The sequence below is a fragment of the Acinetobacter sp. T63 genome (assembly GCF_053852345.1).
In genome coordinates this window covers 620,333-639,446 of record NZ_CM132659.1, presented here as the reverse complement: position 1 = coordinate 639,446, position 19,114 = coordinate 620,333, and the positions used below count along the sequence as shown (strand labels likewise).

Sequence of the window (19,114 nt, the reverse complement as noted above, 5' to 3'; positions counted from 1 at the left end):
CTTAACATTTACGTCCGATATCCTGCTGGTCCCACTGATCATTCAGCAAGAGCTCCAGCGAATGTTTCTGAATGCCATAGAGTTCTTTTAAGGCCTGAATCTGGGCCAGCACCGCCGCATCTGGCGCAGTATAGTCTTTGCGTTTGGTGGCCAGAATCATCTTGTTTTTGCTGGTATGTTCCAGTGACACAAACTCAAACACCTTGGTTTCATAGCCATAGGCTTTCAGCAATAAGGCCCGGATGGTATCGGTGAGCATTTCCGCCTGCTGTCCGGCATGAATTCCAAAGTGCAGCATCGGTTGCAACACTTTCGGTGCCTGTAACTGCGGACGCAATTCTTTATGGCAACACGGCGCACACATAATCATTTGTGCATTCAGGCGAATGCCGGTGTGAATGGCAAAGTCGGTGGCGACATCACAGGCATGCAAGGCAATCATCACATCCAGCTGTTCCGGTGCATAGGTACGGACATCGCCCTGGAAAAAGTCCAGTTGCTGAAAGCCGGAATCTTGCGCCACCTGCTGACAGAACGCGACCATTTTCGGATTCAGTTCCACACCGGTCACATACGGCATCTGCTGATGCTTGGCCAGATAGTCATACAGGGCAAAGGTTAAATAGCCTTTACCGGAACCAAAATCAACAATATGCAAGGGCTGATCTTGAGTGTTGAGCTGCTCCACGGCCCCGGAGAAAATTTCCACAAATTTATTAATCTGTTTCCATTTTCGCGCCATGCTCGGAATGATCTGGCCATGCTGATCGGTAATGCTTAAATGCTGCAAAAATGGGCTGTCCTGTTCGACATAACGCTGTTTGCTGCGGTCATGACCTTGCGTAACAGTTGCCGGTGCAACCTCAGCTTTTTTCTTGTTCACCATCAGCATGGCTTTTTTCTTGTTCTTTTTCAGCTGCAGGTCTTCATCCAGGGTCAATAAATTGGCCTGTTTGCAGCAGCCTAGCAGCGCGCTGACCTGAGCCACAGCCTCAGATAAAGGATAGTTTTTGGTAACATCCTGGGTTTTATATCGGTACACACAGTTCAGTACAGCTTCATTTTGCAAAGAAATGACCCGGAAGGTCATTTTTTCCAGCTGTTCAAGTTCGCCTTTGTACTGACTCAGAATTAAACGCTCAAAACGCTGTGTTTCAATGGCTTGCTGAAACGTATCTAGAAATTGTTGTTCCGGATTGGGAGAAGTCGCCAATTGAGACATGAGTAAAACCTGAAATGAATTGCAGCTAAAGTGTAAAGCGTCTTACGCGAAATGCAAAATTGAATTACTATACATTCGTATATTTTAATTATAACGATCCCACGCTTATGAATGCACCCTTGGCACCCGACTACGATCCGGTTGAAGAACGAATGAACTTCATCAGCCATGCCATAGGCGCGGCTTTGGCGCTGGTGGCCGGTATTTTTTTAGTGATTAAAGGCAGTTATTTAAGTATTGGCCCTTGGATCGGGCTGTGGGTCTATGCGCTGAGTATGTTCCTATTGTTTTCGGCGTCCAGTCTGTACCATTATGCCGACAGCCCACAGCGCCGCGGCTGGTATAAAAAGCTCGATCACACCGCCATCTATTATTTAATTGCCGGCACCTATACCCCTTTTCTGTCTATCGCCATTCCTACTGCCAAAGCGCAATATCTGTTAATTGCACTGTGGATTATTGCCCTGATTGGCACTGTATTTAAGCTGGTGTTCATCAACCGGTTCCAGAAAATTTCGCTAATTGCCTATCTGGTGATGGGCTGGTTAGCACTTCTGGTGATTGATGATATGCAACGCTTTTTAAGTCCACCTGCGCTAACTTTTTTATTGATTGGTGGAATTTCTTATACGATTGGTGCATTGTTTTATGCATTAAAACGGGTAAGATACACACACGCTATCTGGCATATTTTTGTATTGATCGGGGCAGGATCACATTTTCTGTCTATCTATCTGTACGTGATTTAATTGTTTTGATTCTCCATTTCAGTGACCCTGAGCGCGTTGAATCGAAACGATTGCCGTTGTTTTTTTAAGAAATTACGCCTTTTTTAAAAAGATTACGCTTGTAAAACTAATTTTTTATTTTTAATAAGTGTAAGGTCATTCATGGCGTCATCAACTTCTGCTGCAATCAATGAAGAAGCAGCACCAACGAACTCAAAATTTCGTGTCCTCACCGCGAGTCTGGTAGGCACTACCATCGAATTCTTCGATTTTTATATTTATGCGACTGCTGCGGTCATTATTTTCCCGTACCTGTTCTTCCCGACCAGTACCGATCCAATGACCGCCACCATTCAGTCTCTGGCCACCTTTGCCATTGCCTTTATTGCCCGCCCGATTGGCGCGGCACTGTTTGGTCACCTCGGTGACCGTATTGGGCGTAAAGCCACCCTGGTCGCTGCGCTGCTGACCATGGGGATTTCCACTGTAGCCATTGGCCTGTTACCCACCTATGCACAAATCGGCATTGCCGCACCGTTACTGCTGGCCCTGTGCCGTTTAGGTCAGGGGCTGGGCTTGGGCGGTGAATGGTCAGGTGCGGTTTTACTGGCCACCGAAAATGCACCGGAAGGCAAACGTGCTTGGTACGGCATGTTCCCGCAACTGGGGGCTCCAATTGGTTTTATTCTGGCCACCGGTTCCTTCCTGTTGTTAGGCGCGTTCATGAGCGAAGAAGCATTCATGAGCTGGGGCTGGCGTATTCCCTTTATTTCCAGTGCTTTACTGGTGATTGTTGGTCTGTGGATTCGTTTAAAACTGCATGAGACACCGGCTTTCCAGAATGTTTTAAACAAACAGAAAGAAGTGAATGTACCGTTTAAAGAAGTCATGACCAAACATTGGGGCATGCTGATTTTAGGCACCATTGCCGCGATCTGTACGTTCGTGGTGTTCTATCTGACCACGGTATTCGCGCTCAACTGGGGCACCACCCAACTCGGTTATAGCCGCGCCGACTTCCTGGAATTACAGCTGATTGCTACCCTGTGCTTTGCAGCGTTTATTCCACTCTCAGCGATTTTGGCAGAAAAATTTGGCCGTAAAGCCACGTCTATTGGTGTGTGTGTTGTATCGGCGCTCTTTGGTCTGGTTTTTGCCAGTATGCTGGAATCCGGTAATACCTTGGTGGTGTTCCTGTTCCTGTGTATTGGTCTGGCGATTATGGGGCTGACCTATGGTCCAATTGGGACCGTTCTGTCAGAGATTTTCCCGACTTCGGTACGTTATACCGGGTCTGCGCTGACCTTTAACCTGGCCGGTATTTTCGGTGCCTCTTTTGCACCGCTGATTGCCACCAAACTGGCGACCGAATATGGTCTGGCTGCCGTGGGTTATTACCTGACAGCTGCATCTATCTTGTCACTTCTGGCCTTCTTGGCGATTCGTGAAACCAAGCATGATGATGTCAACAGCCAGATTTAAAATGTTCATCTGACTGAAAAAAACCAGCGTAGATAACGCTGGTTTTTTTATTTGTGATGCAAAATCATACACAAACACACTATTGCATCTGGCCAAGTTTAGAAACAATAAAAGCTTATCCCCCGCCAGCAGGTCATTGTATGGATCGTCTGATTGAAACCCTTCGGGAAGAACAACTGGTGAAAGTTATTTTGTTGCTGGATGATGGCAAACGCCATGAAGCGGTGCAATACCTCCGCACAGACAGTCATTTGACTGAAGCAGAAGCCCAGCAGCTGATTGATGAACTGATTCGCCAGCACGGTCTGGCCATGGAGGCCTCCAAGGGTGAATGTGCCCCCAAACCGATAGACGACATCAGCACACCCTATTTTGATACTGAAGATCCACCGCGCCCGCAGCTACATACCGAAGCACAGGCCCCGGTCGAAACAGCGGCAAATGGCATTGAAGATTTAAACCGGAATAATCACCGCCTGAATATTGGGGTATTGGTCTTGATTGGCGTCGTGATTCTGATTGCCTTGCTGTGGTGGGTCTTTTAAAACGCCCACCTTTTGGCATTAGCAGAGTTCAATAATATCAATGGTCGGTGGCACCCGAAAACGAAATGGCACACCCACCATTCCGGTACCAACAGTGACAAACACATCGGCATGTTCATGCCGGTACAGGCCTTTTTTATGGCCGACAATCGATACGCGTTTCATTACATAATCGGTCAGCCACGGCAATTCCACCTGACCGCCATGGGTATGCCCCGACAGCATTAAGGGATGGGTCGGCAATTTCGGCACCATATCGACCGTATCGGGGTTATGCGATAGAATCAGCCACGGCTTGTCTTGCGGTAAATCCGGCATATAGCGCATATCGGTACGGCCGGACCATAAATCGCCAATCCCAATCAGGCGGAACTCGTCAAACTCGACAATCTGCCCTTCAATATCAATCACATGATTAACCTCAAGCGCATGTTTGAGCAGTTCCTGAATCGGCGGACCAGGATACTGTTCATCATGATTGCCGGTCACAGAATAAATTGGCGCTTTAATCTCTTTTAGTATTGCCAGCTCATCGGCCAGTTTATTTTCCGGCTCATAGGTCCAGTCACCTGCCACCAGCACCATTTCCGGTTCTTCCTGGTTAATCTTGGCGACAATCTGCTTGAGCTGGCGTTCATGCCCGGAAAATAGACCTATATGCAGGTCGGCAATCAGGGCAATTCGGACTGGGCGTTGTAGCGGCTGATCGGGCAGCATCTGATAGCGGGTGGTTTTCACCAAAATCAGATGCGGTTCAATAAAACGCGCATAGACCAGCACACCACTGACCAGCCCGATAAAAATGGCTTCATGCAAGGAGTAATAGCCAATCCAGCCGGCATAAATACTAAAGAAGAACAGCGGAATTAATAAGTAAGACAGATAAAAGGCCAGCAGATGCACAAAGGCTTTAAAGGGATGAATCGTTTCTGTATTGGCCTGACTACGCCATGCCTGCGACACAGCCCAAACTGCCAATATGGCCAGGCCGATATAGAAATACAGTATAATTGATTGGCTATCCCACATAGTTATGCCCGACTCTCCCCCGGCGACTAAATTCGTCCGTTCTTATATTTATCTTTTCACAGCTGGCAATTATACTCAAACCAAATTTTGGACTTGTTTTAGAGAATATGATACATCCTGACAAATTTAATTTGCAATCAAATACATACGCGAGAAGTTCTATGTCTTCTTCTACCGCGGCCATGCTGTTGAGTTGCAGTTTAGTGTTGGGAGTCAGTGGCTGTTCAACCCTGCCCAAACAGATTGAACATCCGGTTCAAATGGCTTTTGAAACGCCAACCGAGCATACCCATCTGGCCCAGATTGTATTGCCGCTGCGTGAAAAAAATCCGCAGCTGACCGGTTATCGGGTGCTGTACGATCCGCTGGAAGCCCTGTCAGCACGCTTGTATTTAATTGATAAGGCAGAAGAAACCCTAGACCTGCAATATTATATCTGGGACAACGACAAAATCGGGGCGCTGGCACTACATTCAATTATTCGCGCAGCTGATCGCGGCGTGAAAGTGCGCTTGCTGGTCGATGATAACAATGCCAAGAAAATGGAAGGTATTTATCTGGCGCTGGACCAGCACAGCAATATTGACGTCAAGCTATACAATCCGTACCGCTTCCGTAAATACCGCGCCATGGACATGGTGCTAGATTTAAAACGTATCAACCGGCGCATGCACAATAAAAGCTTTATTGCCGATAACCAGATTGCCCTGATTGGCGGGCGCAATATGAGTAACCAGTATTATAACGTCAGCGACAGCTATCAGTTTTCCGATGTCGATGTGATGCTGGTCGGTTCTGCCTCCGATGAAATCATTCACTCCTTTGATGAATACTGGAATGATGATTATGCCTATTCGGTCAAGCAGCTGGTCAATCCACAGCAGCATCATTTGCGTTATGAAAGCCTGAAACAGCAGCTCGAAGACCATTCTGCAGAAGTGGCGGTACAAAATTATCTTGATTTAGCCACACGCTCCCAAGCCATTGAACAGTGGTTTAACCACAAAATCCAGTTTGACTGGGTCAAAGCAGAAGTGGTGAAAGACTCGCCAAGCAAGATTAAAGACCGCGCACCCAAAGAAGAATTACTGAATTTCCAGCTGCTCAGTCATCTGGAAAAACCGACTGAAAGTGTGGATATTATTTCGGCCTATTTTGTGCCGGAAGAATCCGGGGCTGACCGCTTAAAACAGCTGGCCAATGACGGCGTACAGGTGCGGGTACTGACCAATTCCTATAAGGCCAATGACGTTCCGCTGGTACACGCGTTTTATGCCAAATACCGTCAGGACTTACTGGAAAATGATGTCGAGCTGTATGAGTTTTTATATGCACCCGAGGCCGAGCATCTGAACAGCAATACCGAAGAACTGTCGAAAAAAGCCAAAGTCAGCTTAAAAGGCCTGAGCCGTTCCAGCCTGCATGCCAAACTGATGGCACTGGATGAAAAACAGGTCTTTATTGGCTCTTTTAACTTTGACCCGCGCTCAGCCTATTTAAACAGTGAAATTGGGGTATTGCTCAACAGTCCAACGCTGGCAAAATCGGTGCATCAGACCATGGATGCCAATTTATCCAAATATGCCTACCGTCTGGTGCTGGATGCACAAAACAACATTAACTGGCGTGTCGTGAATAGCAAAGGTGAAGAACGCGTATTTGTTAAAGAACCAAAAATGAAATGGTATGAAAAAGCAGCCATGAAAATCATTTCCTGGCTGCCAATTGAAGGCTTTATGTAAGCCTGCAACACAGGTTAAAGCTTAAGCACTGGCCTGCTGAATCAGGACTTTTTGATGCAGCTGCTCTAAGCCCTCAATCATCTTGTTTTGAACCAGCGAGGTCAGGCTTTCCACCGTATGCCCTTCTACCGAAATCGGGTTTAGAGCCATTAAATGTGCGGTGACTTTCGGCATTTCCAGTACATTTTTAACATGCTCAATAAAGGTCATTTCATTGATAAACGGCGCTACGGTATCCAGCTCGCCCTGCTGGTTGATATAACAGATCAGGCAGATTTGCACCGGACGCTGCGCTTCAATTGCCGCGCCCAATAAACGGCCATGTACTTTTTTAATTTTAGTCCCATCCGAAGTCGTGGCCTCCGGGAAAAACAGTACCGGCACATCCTGTTTTAAAAACTGGGTAATCTGGTCGCGGATTTTAATTGAATCCCCCGAACCGCGTTTAATAAATAAGGTCCCGCCACCTTTGGCCAACTTTCCAAACACCGGCCATTGCTCAATTTCAGCTTTGGCCAGAAAAAATACCCGCGCACCTGAACCGAGCACCGGCACATCCAGCCACGACACATGGTTGCTGACCCATAAGGCCGGCTGGGTGGGAATTTCTCCATGCACTTCGACTTCAATATTGAACACCTTGCACAACTGACGGCAAAAATGCTGCACATAACGGGTATTCTGCGGATTATTCGGCTGCTTATACAAGCTGTGACGATACACCAGATAAAAGCCTTCGCTCACCGCTGCCAGACCGGCAGTGATTTTTTTAGAATAGAGAAAAAATTTGGACAGACTATTCATTGAAGCGGATGAAGATAAAGAAACTTGAGACATAGCATAATCGTGAATTGCGAAAATCACAGCAAGAATTGTTCAGAGAACTGTATTCTATCTTGAAGCAATTGACCAGACATTGATCATAAGCATCGAAAAACTGTCCAGATCGCTCAATTGAAATGCGCTATGCCAATTCTTCTACAGTCTTGCTGCAATGGATAAATCCACAGCGAATCCCTTGATGCAATGATCATCCCGTTAGATCAGATACAACGATCAAGCTGTCCACCCCTCCCTCTCACAAAGAGGATGATACTGATTCCAAATTGAGGATTGTGAGGATTCGCCTGCTTTTTGTCATGCTGCTGTAATCATCTTCATCTAGTTCACGCAGCTGGCGCTTTTTGCTCTAGAATAGAATTTTCATGAGGAGAAATGCCCAGGTGCCAGATTACCAGCAACATCAAGGTGGTGAACGCGTTGTGCTCGTGAGCGTCAGCGTACAGATTTTAGAAGACCTTGATGCAGAAGAATTTCATCTGCTTGCAAAATCTGCAGGTGCTGAAGTTTTGCAGCATGTGTTTGCCCAGCGGATTAAACCCGATGCCAAGTTATTTATCGGTTCTGGTAAAGCGGACGAAATTGCTGCGCTGGTTGCAGAACTCGAGGCTGAACTGGTGATTTTCGATCATGCGTTGACGCCGGCACAGGCACGTAATCTTGAAAAAATCATGAAATGCCGTGTGGTCGACCGGACCGAGCTGATTCTGGATATTTTCGCCCAGCGCGCCCGGACCTATGAAGGGAAATTGCAGGTCGAGCTGGCACAATTGCATCACCTCTCCTCACGCCTGATTCGTAGCCGCGGCAATCTGGACAGTCAAAAAGGCGGGATTGGTTTACGTGGTCCGGGTGAAACCTTGCTGGAAACCGACCGCCGCCTGTTAAGAATTCGTATGGGCCAGCTGAAAGCCAAACTGGATAAAGTCCGCCAGACCCGTATGCAGGGTCGTGTGGCCCGTCAAAAAGCCGCCGTTCCTACCGTATCACTGGTTGGCTATACCAATGCCGGCAAATCGACGCTGTTTAATATTCTGGCCAATAGCGATGTCTACGCCGCCGATCAACTCTTTGCTACGCTCGACCCGACCTTACGCCGGCTGGAATGGGATGGGATTGGTACGCTGGTGCTGGCCGATACCGTGGGTTTTGTCCGTAATCTCTCGCACTCGCTGGTGGAATCATTTAAGGCCACGCTGGAAGAAACTCTGGAAGCGACCTTGTTGCTGCATGTGATTGATTCCAGCAGTCCGGACATGCTGGAACAGATTGAAGCAGTTGAGCGCGTCCTGAAAGAAATTGGCGCAGATGTGCCGGTGCTCAGGGTTTATAACAAAATCGACTGCACCGGCGAGCAAGCCAAAATTGTCTATGCCAAGCCACATCAGCCGGAGCGGGTTTATATTTCTGCGCATTCCGGTCAGGGACTGGAGCTGTTACGTCAGGCCGTGCATGAATGTCTGATGGGCCAGATTCAAAGTTTTGATGTGGTGTTAAAACCGGCCTATGGCAAATTACGCAACCAGTTTTATGAACTGAATGTAATCCAGTCCGAGCACTATGATGAGCAGGGACAACTGAATCTGCGCGTAAATATGGCCCCGGCCAAACTGGAACAGATGATCCGTCAGGCGCACTTGCCGCTGGACGAAATTCTGGGTGCCAAGGCTCAGCAATTTAAACGGCCTTTAGAAGAATTTGAAATTGATGATGAGATCAGTTAAAACTTGAACAGTAAAATATGACCGACTGATAAAAAATGAACAGGCTTAAACGTATCGACTGGCCAGCTTGGATTGGCACACTGCTCTTAATTATTGTATTTCGTGAAACAGCCGTCTGGATTGCGACCTATTTCAACCATCCTGAACTGGGCAACCTGATGGGTTTACTCAGCCTGCTGGTGGTGCTTTTCCTGTGGCGCCGACTGCATAAAATTCCAGCCCGGATTGTCGATACCAACAATAAAATCATGAAAGAAAGTGCGTTTGCCTTTTTACCGATTAGTGCCGGCTCACTGCTGATGCTGACCCATATGGGCAATAAAATTCCGGCTTTTCTGGTGGTGCTGTTTCTCAGCACCCTACTGCCGTTATGGCTGTATGCCAAAATGGCCAAACGCTGGCTCTAGGAGATTAAAACATGCTCGCAATTGTTTATGGCTTTTTAATCACCCTGGTAGCCTATCTGCTTGCCAAACCCTGTAACCAGAAACTGCCGCAAATTCCGGTCATTGTCTTTGGCATGATTTTTATTGTGCTACTGCTGTATGTATTTGGCATTCCCTATGAAGATTATATGGCACAGGTCAATCCGCTGTTTAACCATCTGCTGGGTTATGTGACCGTGGCACTGGCGATTCCGCTGGCGGCCATGCGCTATGATGATCTGCCGCTCAAAGCCATTCTGGGCATTTTGCTGTTTGCCAGCATCAGTGCCGTAGCCTTGCCAATGGGACTGGCCTATCTCTTACATATGGCCGGCGATGACATCATGGCATTTGCCACCCGTGCCGTGACCACACCAATTGCCATTAATATTGCCACCCTACTGGAAGCACCGGTCAGTCTGGCCATTCTGATTGTGATTTTATCTGGGGTGATTGGTGCCGCTTTCTCGCCGCTGCTGCTGCGTCATATTAATGATGAGCGCGCCTCAGGACTGGCCTTAGGCCTTGCTGCGCATGCAATTGGCACAGCGCAAGCCTGGCAACGCGGTAGTGTGGCCGGACGTTATGCTGCATTTGGAATGGCGGTGAATGCCGTGTTTACCGCAGTCTGGCTGCCAACATTTATACTCTTTATTCAAAAAATGTGACTCAAGAATCAATATTCACATCTTGTGTTGATGAAAAAATATTCTTAAGATGAAAATTGAATTTTTTGAAGTGTATTAAAGGGATAGAAACATGGGGAAATTTAAATATACAGTGGCACTTCTGGCAGCCACATTCAGTGCCGGCATTTTCGCGGAAGATCTCTCCGGTACCTGGCGCAATATTGATGATAAAACCGGTTCATCCAAAGCCATTTTAGAGATTCGTCAAGAAGCCAATGGCACCTATACCGCTAAAATTGTCAAAATTACACCGCGTCCGGGTTATACCCCGAAAACCACCTGTGTGGACTGCCCTGCACCCTATACCAACCAACCAATTTTAGGCATGGATGTACTAAAAGGACTGGCGTATAAAGGCAAACTCAACTATAGCGGCGGCAAGATTATTGATCCGCTGTCTGGCAATATTTACAGCACCAAAGCCAAATTGAGCAGCAACGGTAAACGTCTAACCCTCAGAGGTTATGTCGGCGTATCTGCGCTTGGCCGTAGCCAAACCTGGATTAAAGCAGACTAAGCTACATGCGAACATGCCACAGGAGGTGGCATGTTCTACTAATACGTTGAAAAATAGAAATTTATAAAAATAAGGGTTGACTCTCTGCGTCACAGGTCTTATACCTGAAAACAGGGATAAAAAATAAAAGTTGTACCCGGTAAAGGAATTGAAATGAAAAAGAATATTTTACTCACCGCATTCACTAGCCTGTTATTCTCAACTGCAGCATTCGCCAATGACCTAAGTGGCGTCTGGCAACAAATTGATGATAAAACCGGCTCTGCCAAAGCAATTATTGAAATACGCAAAGAAGCCAACAATACCTATACCGGTAAAATCATTAAAGTGACTCCACGTCCGGGCTATACGCCACGTGAAACCTGTAATAACTGCCCTGCGCCGTATACCAACCAGCCAATTCTGGGCATGGAAATCTTAAAAGGCCTGAAGCATGTTGAAGGCACCAACAATTATGAAAAAGGCCGGGTTATCGATCCGCTGGCAGGAAAAATCTATAACGCCAGAATCCGGATGAATTCAACTGGCAAGCGTCTGACCCTGCGCGGCTATATCGGCGTATCGGCACTTGGCCGTAGCCAGACCTGGATTCGTATGGAATAAGTCCGTTTTTAATCTGTTAACGAAGCCACATTTGTGGCTTTGTTTTTGCGCTAATCCCAGTTCTGGTAAGGCTTTTATTGACTCCTGGAGTAATTAACCTAATATAGCAGCCTCTAAAAACAAGGGGATGCAACAGGGTTAATTATGTTGAAGAAATTATTGCTGACGATGGCGACCGGAACGCTCTTGAGCAGCAATGTCTGGGCCGATGATCTGTCTGGTACCTGGCAGCAGATTGATGATAAAACCGGTGCGGCCAAAGCCATTATCCAGATTCGCCAGGAAGCCGATAAAAGTTATAGCGGCACTATTGTGAAAGTCACACCTCGTCCCGGCTATCAGGCACGCGAACTCTGCCAGAACTGCCCTGCACCGTTTACCAACCAGCCCATTTTAGGGATGAAAATCCTGCAAGGCCTTAAGCATGTTGCAGGCACCGGCACCTATAACCACGGACGTGTTATCGATCCGCTGGCTGGCAAAATCTATAATGCCAAAATCCGTTTAAACAGCAGTAAAAGACGCCTGACTTTAAGAGCCAATCTTGGGGTGTCTGCGCTGGGACGCAATCAGACCTGGATTCGTATCGACTAAGCTGCACATCGACAAAGACCAATCAGTACAGACAAAGACCAATCAGTACAGACAAAGACCAATCAGTACAGACAAAGACCAATCAGTACAGACAAAAAAAGCCACATCATAATGTGGCTTTTTTATGGCGATTGTAGTTAGAAATCAGCCAGCGGGTTATCAACCTGAAAAATCGTGTCATCTTCCAGACGGTAAGCCACCAGTTGATGCCCCCAGACACAGCCTCCATCAACATTCTGAATCTGGGCGGAAATGGTTTTGCCTTGCAGCGCGGCCCAGTGCCCAAAAATAATCTTATGCGTTTCAGCCGCAGCCGAAGCATATTCAAACCACGGTTTAAACCCGGCCGGCATCGGATCATCCAGACTGTCTTTAAAACTGAACTCCAGGCGTCCTTCTGCATCGGTCAGGCGCATGCGGGTTAAATAGTTGACGATACAGCGTAAGCGTTCATTGCCTTGCAAATCATCTGACCAGAGGGCTGGCTCTTTGCCAAACATCTCGGCCAGAAAATGATCCATCACCGCAAAATCGTCATGCTGAATCACCGCTTCAACTTCTTTGGCCAGCGCCTGAGTTTTTTCCGCACTCCACAAATGCGGAATACCGGCATGGGTAATGATGGTCGATTCATTCGGACAGACACATAACGGCTGCTTGCGTAACCAGTCAATCAATTCATCGCTGTCGATGGCATCAATCACATCGCGGGTCTGGTCTTTGTCTTTAATCTCTTTCAGGCCACGCGCACCAGCCAGCAAGGTCAGGTCATGATTGCCCAGCACTGTGGTGGCAACACCACGATCGGCCAGCTTTTTGACAAAACGCAACACGCCAAGCGAGTTTTCACCACGTGCCACCAGATCACCGGCAAACCAGATAAAGTCCTGATCCGGATCAAAGCGGATTTCCTTGAGCAAGGCTTTCAGGGCTTCAAAACAGCCCTGTACATCGCCAATCACATAGTTATAACGTGCCATCGTTGTTTTACACCACCATTTGATCTGCCAAAGCCACAAATTTGGCCAGGGTCAGGGTTTCCGGACGCGCCATCGGATCGACACCGGCTTTTTCAAAACCATCTTCAGCCAGCATACCTTTTAAGCTATTGCGCAAGGTCTTACGACGCTGGGTAAACACATGCGAAACCAGACGTGATAAAGCCTTTTCATTTTTTGCCACAATCGGTTTCACCTCATACGGCTCTAAACGAAACACCGCAGAAGTCACTTTTGGTGGCGGGTTAAAAGAGCCCGGTGGCACTTCAAACAGGAAAGTTGGTTTGCAGTAATACTGAATCATCACCGACAAACGGCCGTATTCTTTGGTATTTGGCGCAGCAGTAATCCGGTCGACCACTTCTTTTTGCAGCATGAAGTGCATGTCTTTGACTTTGTCACCAAACTCCAAGAGATGGAACAACAGTGGGGTCGAAATGTTATACGGCAGGTTACCCACCACACGGAGTGGACGGTCATCTTCAAACAGATTGCTAAAATCATATTTCAGCGCATCGGTTTCAATAATGGTTAAACGTTCCGGATGTGGCACACGCCCCGGCAAACCGGCAGCCAGATCACGGTCCAGTTCCACCACGGTCAAGGCATCACATTCACCAATTAATGGTGAAGTTAAGGCCGCCAGACCCGGGCCAATTTCAACAATATTATCGCCCGGACGCGGATTGACCGAGCGTACAATTTTCGCAATCACACGTTGGTCATGTAAAAAGTTTTGACCAAAACGCTTGCGCGTGTGGTGCCCTTCATCTTTCGGGTTTAAGGCATTAATCTGATACATAAAGATTTCCAACGTGTAATAAAGACAAGATCAGTGACGCGCTAAATCCAGCGCCAAATCAACAGCCACATTCAGGCTTGAGCTTTTCGCAAGACCGCTGCCTGCGAGGGAGAGTGCTGTGCCATGATCAACTGAAGTGCGAATAAACGGCAAGCCCAAAGTAATATTGATGGCTTCACCAAAGCCTTGCGATTTTAGCACAGGTAAGCCCTGATCGTGATACATCGCCAGAACCGCATCGGCATCTTTTAGGTTTTCCGGAGTAAATAAGGTATCAGCCGGCAGGCTTAAACTCATCTGGATGTCCTGCGCGCGATAGCTTTCCAGCACCGGATTAATCACCTCAATTTCTTCCATGCCCAAATAACCGCCCTCACCGGCATGCGGATTTAAACCACAGACCAGAATATTCGGCTGCTCAATTTTAAATTTGGATTTTAAATCGTGGATGAGAATATCAATCACCTGATGCAGACGTTCAGCGGTAATCGCATCAGCCACTGCACGCAGCGGTAAATGCGTAGTGGCCAGGGCCACTCTTAGGGTTTTGGTGGCCAGCATCATCACCACGCGCGGCACGCCCGCAAACTCCTGGTAATATTCGGTATGGCCACTAAAGGCTATACCAGCGTCATTGATGACTGACTTCTGTACCGGCGCAGTCGCTACCCCGACACTTTTGCCCGACATGGCATAATCGGCCGAACGACGTAGCTGTTCCAACACATAAGCGGCATTTTGCGGATTCAGCTCGCCCATCACCACAGCTTGCTGTAAAGGCACATGCTCGACATAGAGCTGCCCTTTTTCTGAAGAAGCAGTTTGCCCGCTGTATTCAATCAGTTCTACCGGCATCTTCAACACTTGCGCACGCTGGGCCAGCATGGCCAGATCGGCCAGAACCACAACGGGACGCTCATCTACACGGTCGGCAAGATGCAGACAAATATCCGGGCCAATGCCGGCAGGTTCACCACTGGTCACATATAAAGGCAGCATGATTGATCCTAAACAATAAGGCATCTCCCATTATAAGCAGACTTTGACCGCAGCGGCCGTGAATTCTGCTGAAGATTCGGGCAGATTGGCCGGTTTTGGGGCAATCTAAACTGCTTTTGAAGGCGGATATTTAGCTGAAAGTTGATCAGTACTAGGCACGGCAGATGGATGTTCTTGGCAAGTCTTTTCTTTTCTCAGGATTTTGATTAAAATACAGCGCTTGAAATTTTATATTTTCATTGTGGTTCTCGACAATTTCGTTTAGAATCTCGTCTCCTTTTTGTTTGGACTGATTCACCGTCCAAACCAACTATAATAGGTAGTGGTTTAATGAAAACTCTCAGCGCTAAGCCAGCTGAAGTTCAACACGACTGGTACGTTGTTGATGCTTCTGGCAAAACTTTAGGTCGTCTTGCGACTGAAATCGCTCGTCGTTTACGCGGTAAGCATAAGACTTCTTATACTCCTCACGTTGACACTGGTGACTACATCGTTGTTATCAACGCTGAACAAGTTCAAGTAACTGGTAACAAGTCACTTGACAAAAAATACTATCGCCACACTGAATTCCCAGGCGGTTTAAAAGAAACTAACTTTGAAAAGTTAGTTGCTCACAAACCTGAAGAAATCTTCCAACGCGCTGTGAAAGGCATGTTGCCAAAAGGTCCTCTTGGTTATGCAATGATCAAGAAAATGAAAGTGTACGCTGGTAGCGAGCATCCTCATACTGCTCAACAGCCACAAGTTTTGGATATCTAAGGGATACAGCACATGGCTACTAACTATGGTACAGGTCGCCGTAAGACCGCAACTGCACGTGTTTTCTTATCTGCTGGTACTGGTAAACTCGTGATCAACAACCGTTCATTAGAGCAATATTTCGGTCGTGAAACTGCTCGTATGGTTGTTCGTCAACCTTTAGAGCTTCTTGAAGCAACTGAAAAATATGACCTTTACATCACTGTTGCTGGTGGTGGTATCGGTGGTCAAGCAGGCGCGATCCGTCACGGTATTACTCGTGCATTAATCGCTTCTGACGAGACTTTAAAACCTGCTCTTCGTCAAGCTGGTTTCGTTACTCGTGACGCTCGTGAAGTTGAACGTAAGAAACTTGGTTTACGTAAAGCACGTAAACGTCCTCAATTCTCTAAACGTTAATTCGTTTACCGAGTTGGACAAAAAGCCTTGGTTTATCCAAGGCTTTTTTATTGGCTGTTATTTTAAAGATAAAGGAATTTATTGTTCAGGTACATCTTTACCCCAACTGCCCTCATGCAGCCAGAAGGCCTTGCTGAAATAATAGTTCACTACCCCAATTCCTAAGCAGAACATCAGAAACACAAGTTTTATCATCATACTGCGCCGCTCCTGTTATTTTTTTATAATCTAACCCATTTTCACCCGATTCATCCTTTTTCGCTTCGTGCTTTTTAGGTTGAATTTTAGTATCCTAACTGATTCATTTTGCTGCTTACTGATTTATGTCCTTGGAAAATACACCGCTACAGGGAATTACACTATACAGTCATGCAGACGATTTCCGCTCGCACTGGATTCGCCTGGTACTGGCTGAGAAGAATATTAAATATCATCTGGTCCTGGTCGACCATGAAGATGAAGATTTAGCCAGCCTGAATCCTTATAATCGCTTACCCATGCTGGTAGAGCAAGATTTAAAACTGTTCCATGCCCCAATTATTTCCGAATATGTTGATGACCGCTACCGGCAAAACAAGCTCTATGCCGATGCACCAGCACCCCGCGCAGAGCAGCGCCAATACATCTGGCGTTTTGAGCAGGACTGGCTAAAGCTGGCCGATATCCTGCTTTGCCATGAAGACACCCTGAATAGCGCAGCACAGGCCAAGGCACAAAAGCAGCTTCGTGATACACTGGTCTCACTCACACCATTATTTCAGCATTTCCCTTATTTTATGGCGGAAAACTTTGGCATCCTGGATTGTATGCTGGCCCCAATTTTCCTGCGCTTGAAAGCCATGGGCATTGAACTGCCAAAACAGCATTGCCGCCCGATTCATTTATATTGCCAGCGAATTTTTAGTCGCCCTGCATTTGTAAAATCCTTAACCGTGCAGGAAAAAAACCGCTATAGCGAATTTTTAATAAATAAGTAGAGAGTAGATATGTCTGAACAGGAACTCAACTTAAGCCCAACCCGTCCCTATCTGGTGCGTGCCATTTATGAATGGATTTGCGACAACCAGCTTACACCGCATATTCTGGTCGATGCCACCCAACCCAACACCATGGTGCCCGAGCAGTTCATTCAGGATGGCCAGATTGTGTTAAATATCGTGCCACATGCAGTCCATGGCTTGCACATCTCCAATGATGCCATCAGCTTTTCGGCGCGCTTTGGTGGCGTAGCACGCGATATTTATGTACCCATTGCTGCAGTTTTGGGGATTTATGCTCGCGAAAATGGCCAGGGTTTATTCTTTGATCCAAGTGAATATGAACATATCCAAAATGATCCAAATGCTTTAAAATCAAGCACAGAGGGACAAACTGAAACACCAAAGAAAAAACCAAGCCTAAGATTATTAGATTAAAAAAGAAATAGGAGTAAATGCATGGCTTTTGATTTAGTACAATACTTTAGCGATCAGGTTAAAATTCAAAAGCCTCAGCTTTTGCAGCAGTACGATGCTGATAGCCGCAATGCATATATCCAGGAACTCAATGCGCTAACTCTAGGCAAACTGATTCGTCTGTGGCGCGAAGATGACAATAAGCTCTATCAGGAAATCAAGACCCTCGATCCGCTGTATATTCAGGAAGTGTCCCGTCATCTGACCACTTCGGTACACAACCAGTCTGAACTGCCTAAGCCAGAACTCGAACACAGTATTAGTGAAATTTTAAGCCTGCAACTGACCGAATTAAAACAGTTAGATGAAACCGGTAACTTCGGCAGCAATGGCTTAAAAGAGCTACTACAGGGTCAAATTGAACATCTGTCAGGTCAGGCAGATGATTGGGTTTGGTCAACAAACGAGCTAACAGAGTTAAAGGGCTCTAAACCCCTTCCCCAAGAAGAGCTATCATTAGATGATACGATGAAGGAGTTTAATCAAATGTTACATCAACAAGCCGATCATGCACCGGTAGAAAGCACAGTCGCAGCAGAACCGACTGTTCCAGGCTGGGCCAAAGTTCTGGAACCAGTCGTAGCGATCGCGATTCTATGGATTCTATATTGCGCAGCAAGCCAAATGTTTGCTTAAGCAGTCTGATTCCAAACCGCCTGACATAGGCGGTTTTTTATGGCTGAAATTTTCCAATAAATAGTTCAGTCTCCTTGTACGTTTTGGCTTACATTGAATGAAGATAATTGAGGCTAGGCGTACACACAGAATTTTCGTATTCTAAATTCATCAGGAAACAGGATGTTTCCCAAACGGAAAACAACAATAATAAGTTTGTACACCAGGATCGTGAGGTACGACAGGAGTTATACCTAAAGCACGAAATACGAAGAAACCCCGTCAGGATGATGGGGTTTCTTTTTATCTGTTCTTTATTTTCTACAGCAACTCTACCATTACACTCACCACGAAAATAAATACCGTTCAACTTGCTAGATGGTGAAGGTATGATCTTGAGATTCTTACTTAACCCCCTATCACCCCTTGAAGAAGACTTAAAGGACGTATTAAAGCATGCTGCTACGGCAGTTCAATGAGCCTTAGAGATGGTTTAGGGAGCATAATAAAAACTCATATTTCCTGTAGATAAGCCTGCAATAAACGCATATTCAACATAAAACTCTGTCATGTTGAATACATATAACACGGTACACACCAAGCCAAAGACCACTAATCCAGACATTACGGGTGCTGCCTTATACTCTGCATGCTTATATATTGGGGTTTGTACAATAGAATAATGTAATTTTTTTCGATTAATATAAAAGCGATTAAAAACCGGTAAACGGATAATCAATATATGCATCAGCACAATTCCGAGAATCCAATGTATTACCACCATCCAGTAGTTCAATAATATATGCTCAGGATACATACCAATAGCCACGAAAATGACTGAAATGCAAATATTTAACAGCAAATAGCGGGGATAAAATTTTCTATACATGGGTTATTTTTTAATAATTTTATTTATATTGAAGCACTATAACTTTATTAAAAGTATAA

General features: G+C 46.3%; 22 protein-coding genes. 15 read left to right on the top strand and 7 right to left on the bottom strand.

Annotated features, from left to right (window positions below):
* Position 1 precedes the first annotated feature (1 nt).
* Positions 2–1,222, bottom strand: a complete 1,221-nt coding sequence (locus ACVLR6_RS03040) for a class I SAM-dependent methyltransferase (protein WP_104472007.1) — start codon at positions 1,220–1,222, stop codon at positions 2–4.
* Positions 1,223–1,329: 107 nt separating this feature from the next.
* Between ACVLR6_RS03040 and trhA the strand changes: the two genes are divergently transcribed.
* The 3 genes from trhA (at position 1,330) to ACVLR6_RS03025 (ending at position 3,977) form a co-directional block, all read left to right on the top strand.
* On the top strand, positions 1,330–1,971 hold the full coding sequence (gene trhA, locus ACVLR6_RS03035; RefSeq protein ID WP_005175777.1) for a PAQR family membrane homeostasis protein TrhA: 642 nt from the start codon (positions 1,330–1,332) through the stop codon (positions 1,969–1,971).
* Positions 1,972–2,112: 141 nt separating this feature from the next.
* Positions 2,113–3,432, top strand: a complete 1,320-nt coding sequence (locus ACVLR6_RS03030; RefSeq protein WP_075167916.1) for an MFS transporter — start codon at positions 2,113–2,115, stop codon at positions 3,430–3,432.
* Positions 3,433–3,572: 140 nt separating this feature from the next.
* Positions 3,573–3,977: a hypothetical protein gene (locus ACVLR6_RS03025; RefSeq protein ID WP_104495186.1), complete on the top strand. Its 405-nt coding sequence runs from the start codon at positions 3,573–3,575 to the stop codon at positions 3,975–3,977.
* An 18-nt stretch (positions 3,978–3,995) separates the two neighbouring features.
* Here ACVLR6_RS03025 and ACVLR6_RS03020 read toward each other — a convergent pair whose 3' ends face one another.
* Positions 3,996–5,006: a metallophosphoesterase gene (locus ACVLR6_RS03020; protein ID WP_104470660.1), complete on the bottom strand. Its 1,011-nt coding sequence runs from the start codon at positions 5,004–5,006 to the stop codon at positions 3,996–3,998.
* Between the two features lie 161 nt (positions 5,007–5,167).
* On the opposite strand from ACVLR6_RS03020, the gene ACVLR6_RS03015 reads away from it, so the two are divergent.
* Complete coding sequence (locus ACVLR6_RS03015) at positions 5,168–6,748, top strand: phospholipase D family protein (RefSeq protein WP_168382188.1); 1,581 nt, start codon at positions 5,168–5,170, stop codon at positions 6,746–6,748.
* A gap of 21 nt (positions 6,749–6,769) precedes the next feature.
* Here the strand turns inward: ACVLR6_RS03015 and ACVLR6_RS03010 are convergent, their stop codons facing one another.
* Positions 6,770–7,585 carry a lysophospholipid acyltransferase family protein gene (locus ACVLR6_RS03010; protein ID WP_034597361.1) on the bottom strand — a complete coding sequence of 272 codons (816 nt, stop codon included), beginning with the start codon at positions 7,583–7,585 and terminating at the stop codon, positions 6,770–6,772.
* A 386-nt stretch (positions 7,586–7,971) separates the two neighbouring features.
* On the opposite strand from ACVLR6_RS03010, the gene hflX reads away from it, so the two are divergent.
* From hflX to ACVLR6_RS02980, 6 genes are all read left to right on the top strand, one after another.
* A complete protein-coding gene (gene hflX / locus ACVLR6_RS03005; protein WP_005175765.1) occupies positions 7,972–9,312 on the top strand; it encodes a ribosome rescue GTPase HflX in 1,341 nt (446 codons plus the stop codon).
* A gap of 35 nt (positions 9,313–9,347) precedes the next feature.
* Positions 9,348–9,719 carry a hypothetical protein gene (locus tag ACVLR6_RS03000; protein WP_045794996.1) on the top strand — a complete coding sequence of 124 codons (372 nt, stop codon included), beginning with the start codon at positions 9,348–9,350 and terminating at the stop codon, positions 9,717–9,719.
* Between the two features lie 11 nt (positions 9,720–9,730).
* Positions 9,731–10,405 (top strand): LrgB family protein, encoded by a 675-nt coding sequence (locus ACVLR6_RS02995; protein ID WP_016659801.1) that lies wholly within the window; start codon positions 9,731–9,733, stop codon positions 10,403–10,405.
* Between the two features lie 91 nt (positions 10,406–10,496).
* The gene (locus tag ACVLR6_RS02990) at positions 10,497–10,943 is read left to right on the top strand and encodes a DUF2147 domain-containing protein (protein ID WP_075167922.1); all 447 of its coding nucleotides are present in this window, start codon (positions 10,497–10,499) and stop codon (positions 10,941–10,943) included.
* A gap of 153 nt (positions 10,944–11,096) precedes the next feature.
* Positions 11,097–11,546 (top strand): DUF2147 domain-containing protein, encoded by a 450-nt coding sequence (locus tag ACVLR6_RS02985; protein ID WP_016659799.1) that lies wholly within the window; start codon positions 11,097–11,099, stop codon positions 11,544–11,546.
* A gap of 144 nt (positions 11,547–11,690) precedes the next feature.
* Positions 11,691–12,140 (top strand): DUF2147 domain-containing protein, encoded by a 450-nt coding sequence (locus ACVLR6_RS02980; protein WP_160243507.1) that lies wholly within the window; start codon positions 11,691–11,693, stop codon positions 12,138–12,140.
* 137 nt (positions 12,141–12,277) lie between these two features.
* Here ACVLR6_RS02980 and ACVLR6_RS02975 read toward each other — a convergent pair whose 3' ends face one another.
* From ACVLR6_RS02975 to pdxA, 3 genes are read right to left on the bottom strand one after another with little or no spacing between them, the layout of a single operon-like run.
* Positions 12,278–13,120: a symmetrical bis(5'-nucleosyl)-tetraphosphatase gene (locus ACVLR6_RS02975; protein WP_160243508.1), complete on the bottom strand. Its 843-nt coding sequence runs from the start codon at positions 13,118–13,120 to the stop codon at positions 12,278–12,280.
* A 7-nt stretch (positions 13,121–13,127) separates the two neighbouring features.
* Positions 13,128–13,940 (bottom strand): 16S rRNA (adenine(1518)-N(6)/adenine(1519)-N(6))-dimethyltransferase RsmA, encoded by an 813-nt coding sequence (rsmA, locus tag ACVLR6_RS02970; RefSeq protein ID WP_160243509.1) that lies wholly within the window; start codon positions 13,938–13,940, stop codon positions 13,128–13,130.
* Between the two features lie 30 nt (positions 13,941–13,970).
* Positions 13,971–14,939, bottom strand: a complete 969-nt coding sequence (gene pdxA, locus ACVLR6_RS02965) for a 4-hydroxythreonine-4-phosphate dehydrogenase PdxA (RefSeq protein WP_160243510.1) — start codon at positions 14,937–14,939, stop codon at positions 13,971–13,973.
* Between the two features lie 330 nt (positions 14,940–15,269).
* On the opposite strand from pdxA, the gene rplM reads away from it, so the two are divergent.
* The 5 genes from rplM to ACVLR6_RS02940 all read left to right on the top strand — a co-directional run bounded on the left by rplM (position 15,270) and on the right by ACVLR6_RS02940 (position 18,187).
* On the top strand, positions 15,270–15,698 hold the full coding sequence (gene rplM, locus ACVLR6_RS02960) for a 50S ribosomal protein L13 (RefSeq protein ID WP_004857442.1): 429 nt from the start codon (positions 15,270–15,272) through the stop codon (positions 15,696–15,698).
* Between the two features lie 12 nt (positions 15,699–15,710).
* Positions 15,711–16,097: a 30S ribosomal protein S9 gene (gene rpsI, locus ACVLR6_RS02955; protein ID WP_004785251.1), complete on the top strand. Its 387-nt coding sequence runs from the start codon at positions 15,711–15,713 to the stop codon at positions 16,095–16,097.
* A gap of 323 nt (positions 16,098–16,420) precedes the next feature.
* A complete protein-coding gene (locus ACVLR6_RS02950) occupies positions 16,421–17,074 on the top strand; it encodes a glutathione S-transferase N-terminal domain-containing protein (RefSeq protein WP_104470663.1) in 654 nt (217 codons plus the stop codon).
* A gap of 9 nt (positions 17,075–17,083) precedes the next feature.
* On the top strand, positions 17,084–17,512 hold the full coding sequence (locus ACVLR6_RS02945; protein WP_160243511.1) for a ClpXP protease specificity-enhancing factor: 429 nt from the start codon (positions 17,084–17,086) through the stop codon (positions 17,510–17,512).
* A 21-nt stretch (positions 17,513–17,533) separates the two neighbouring features.
* Positions 17,534–18,187 carry a hypothetical protein gene (locus tag ACVLR6_RS02940; protein WP_104470664.1) on the top strand — a complete coding sequence of 218 codons (654 nt, stop codon included), beginning with the start codon at positions 17,534–17,536 and terminating at the stop codon, positions 18,185–18,187.
* Positions 18,188–18,659: 472 nt separating this feature from the next.
* Here ACVLR6_RS02940 and ACVLR6_RS02935 read toward each other — a convergent pair whose 3' ends face one another.
* Positions 18,660–18,995 (bottom strand): hypothetical protein, encoded by a 336-nt coding sequence (locus ACVLR6_RS02935; RefSeq protein WP_228277920.1) that lies wholly within the window; start codon positions 18,993–18,995, stop codon positions 18,660–18,662.
* Positions 18,996–19,114: the final 119 nt, after the last annotated feature.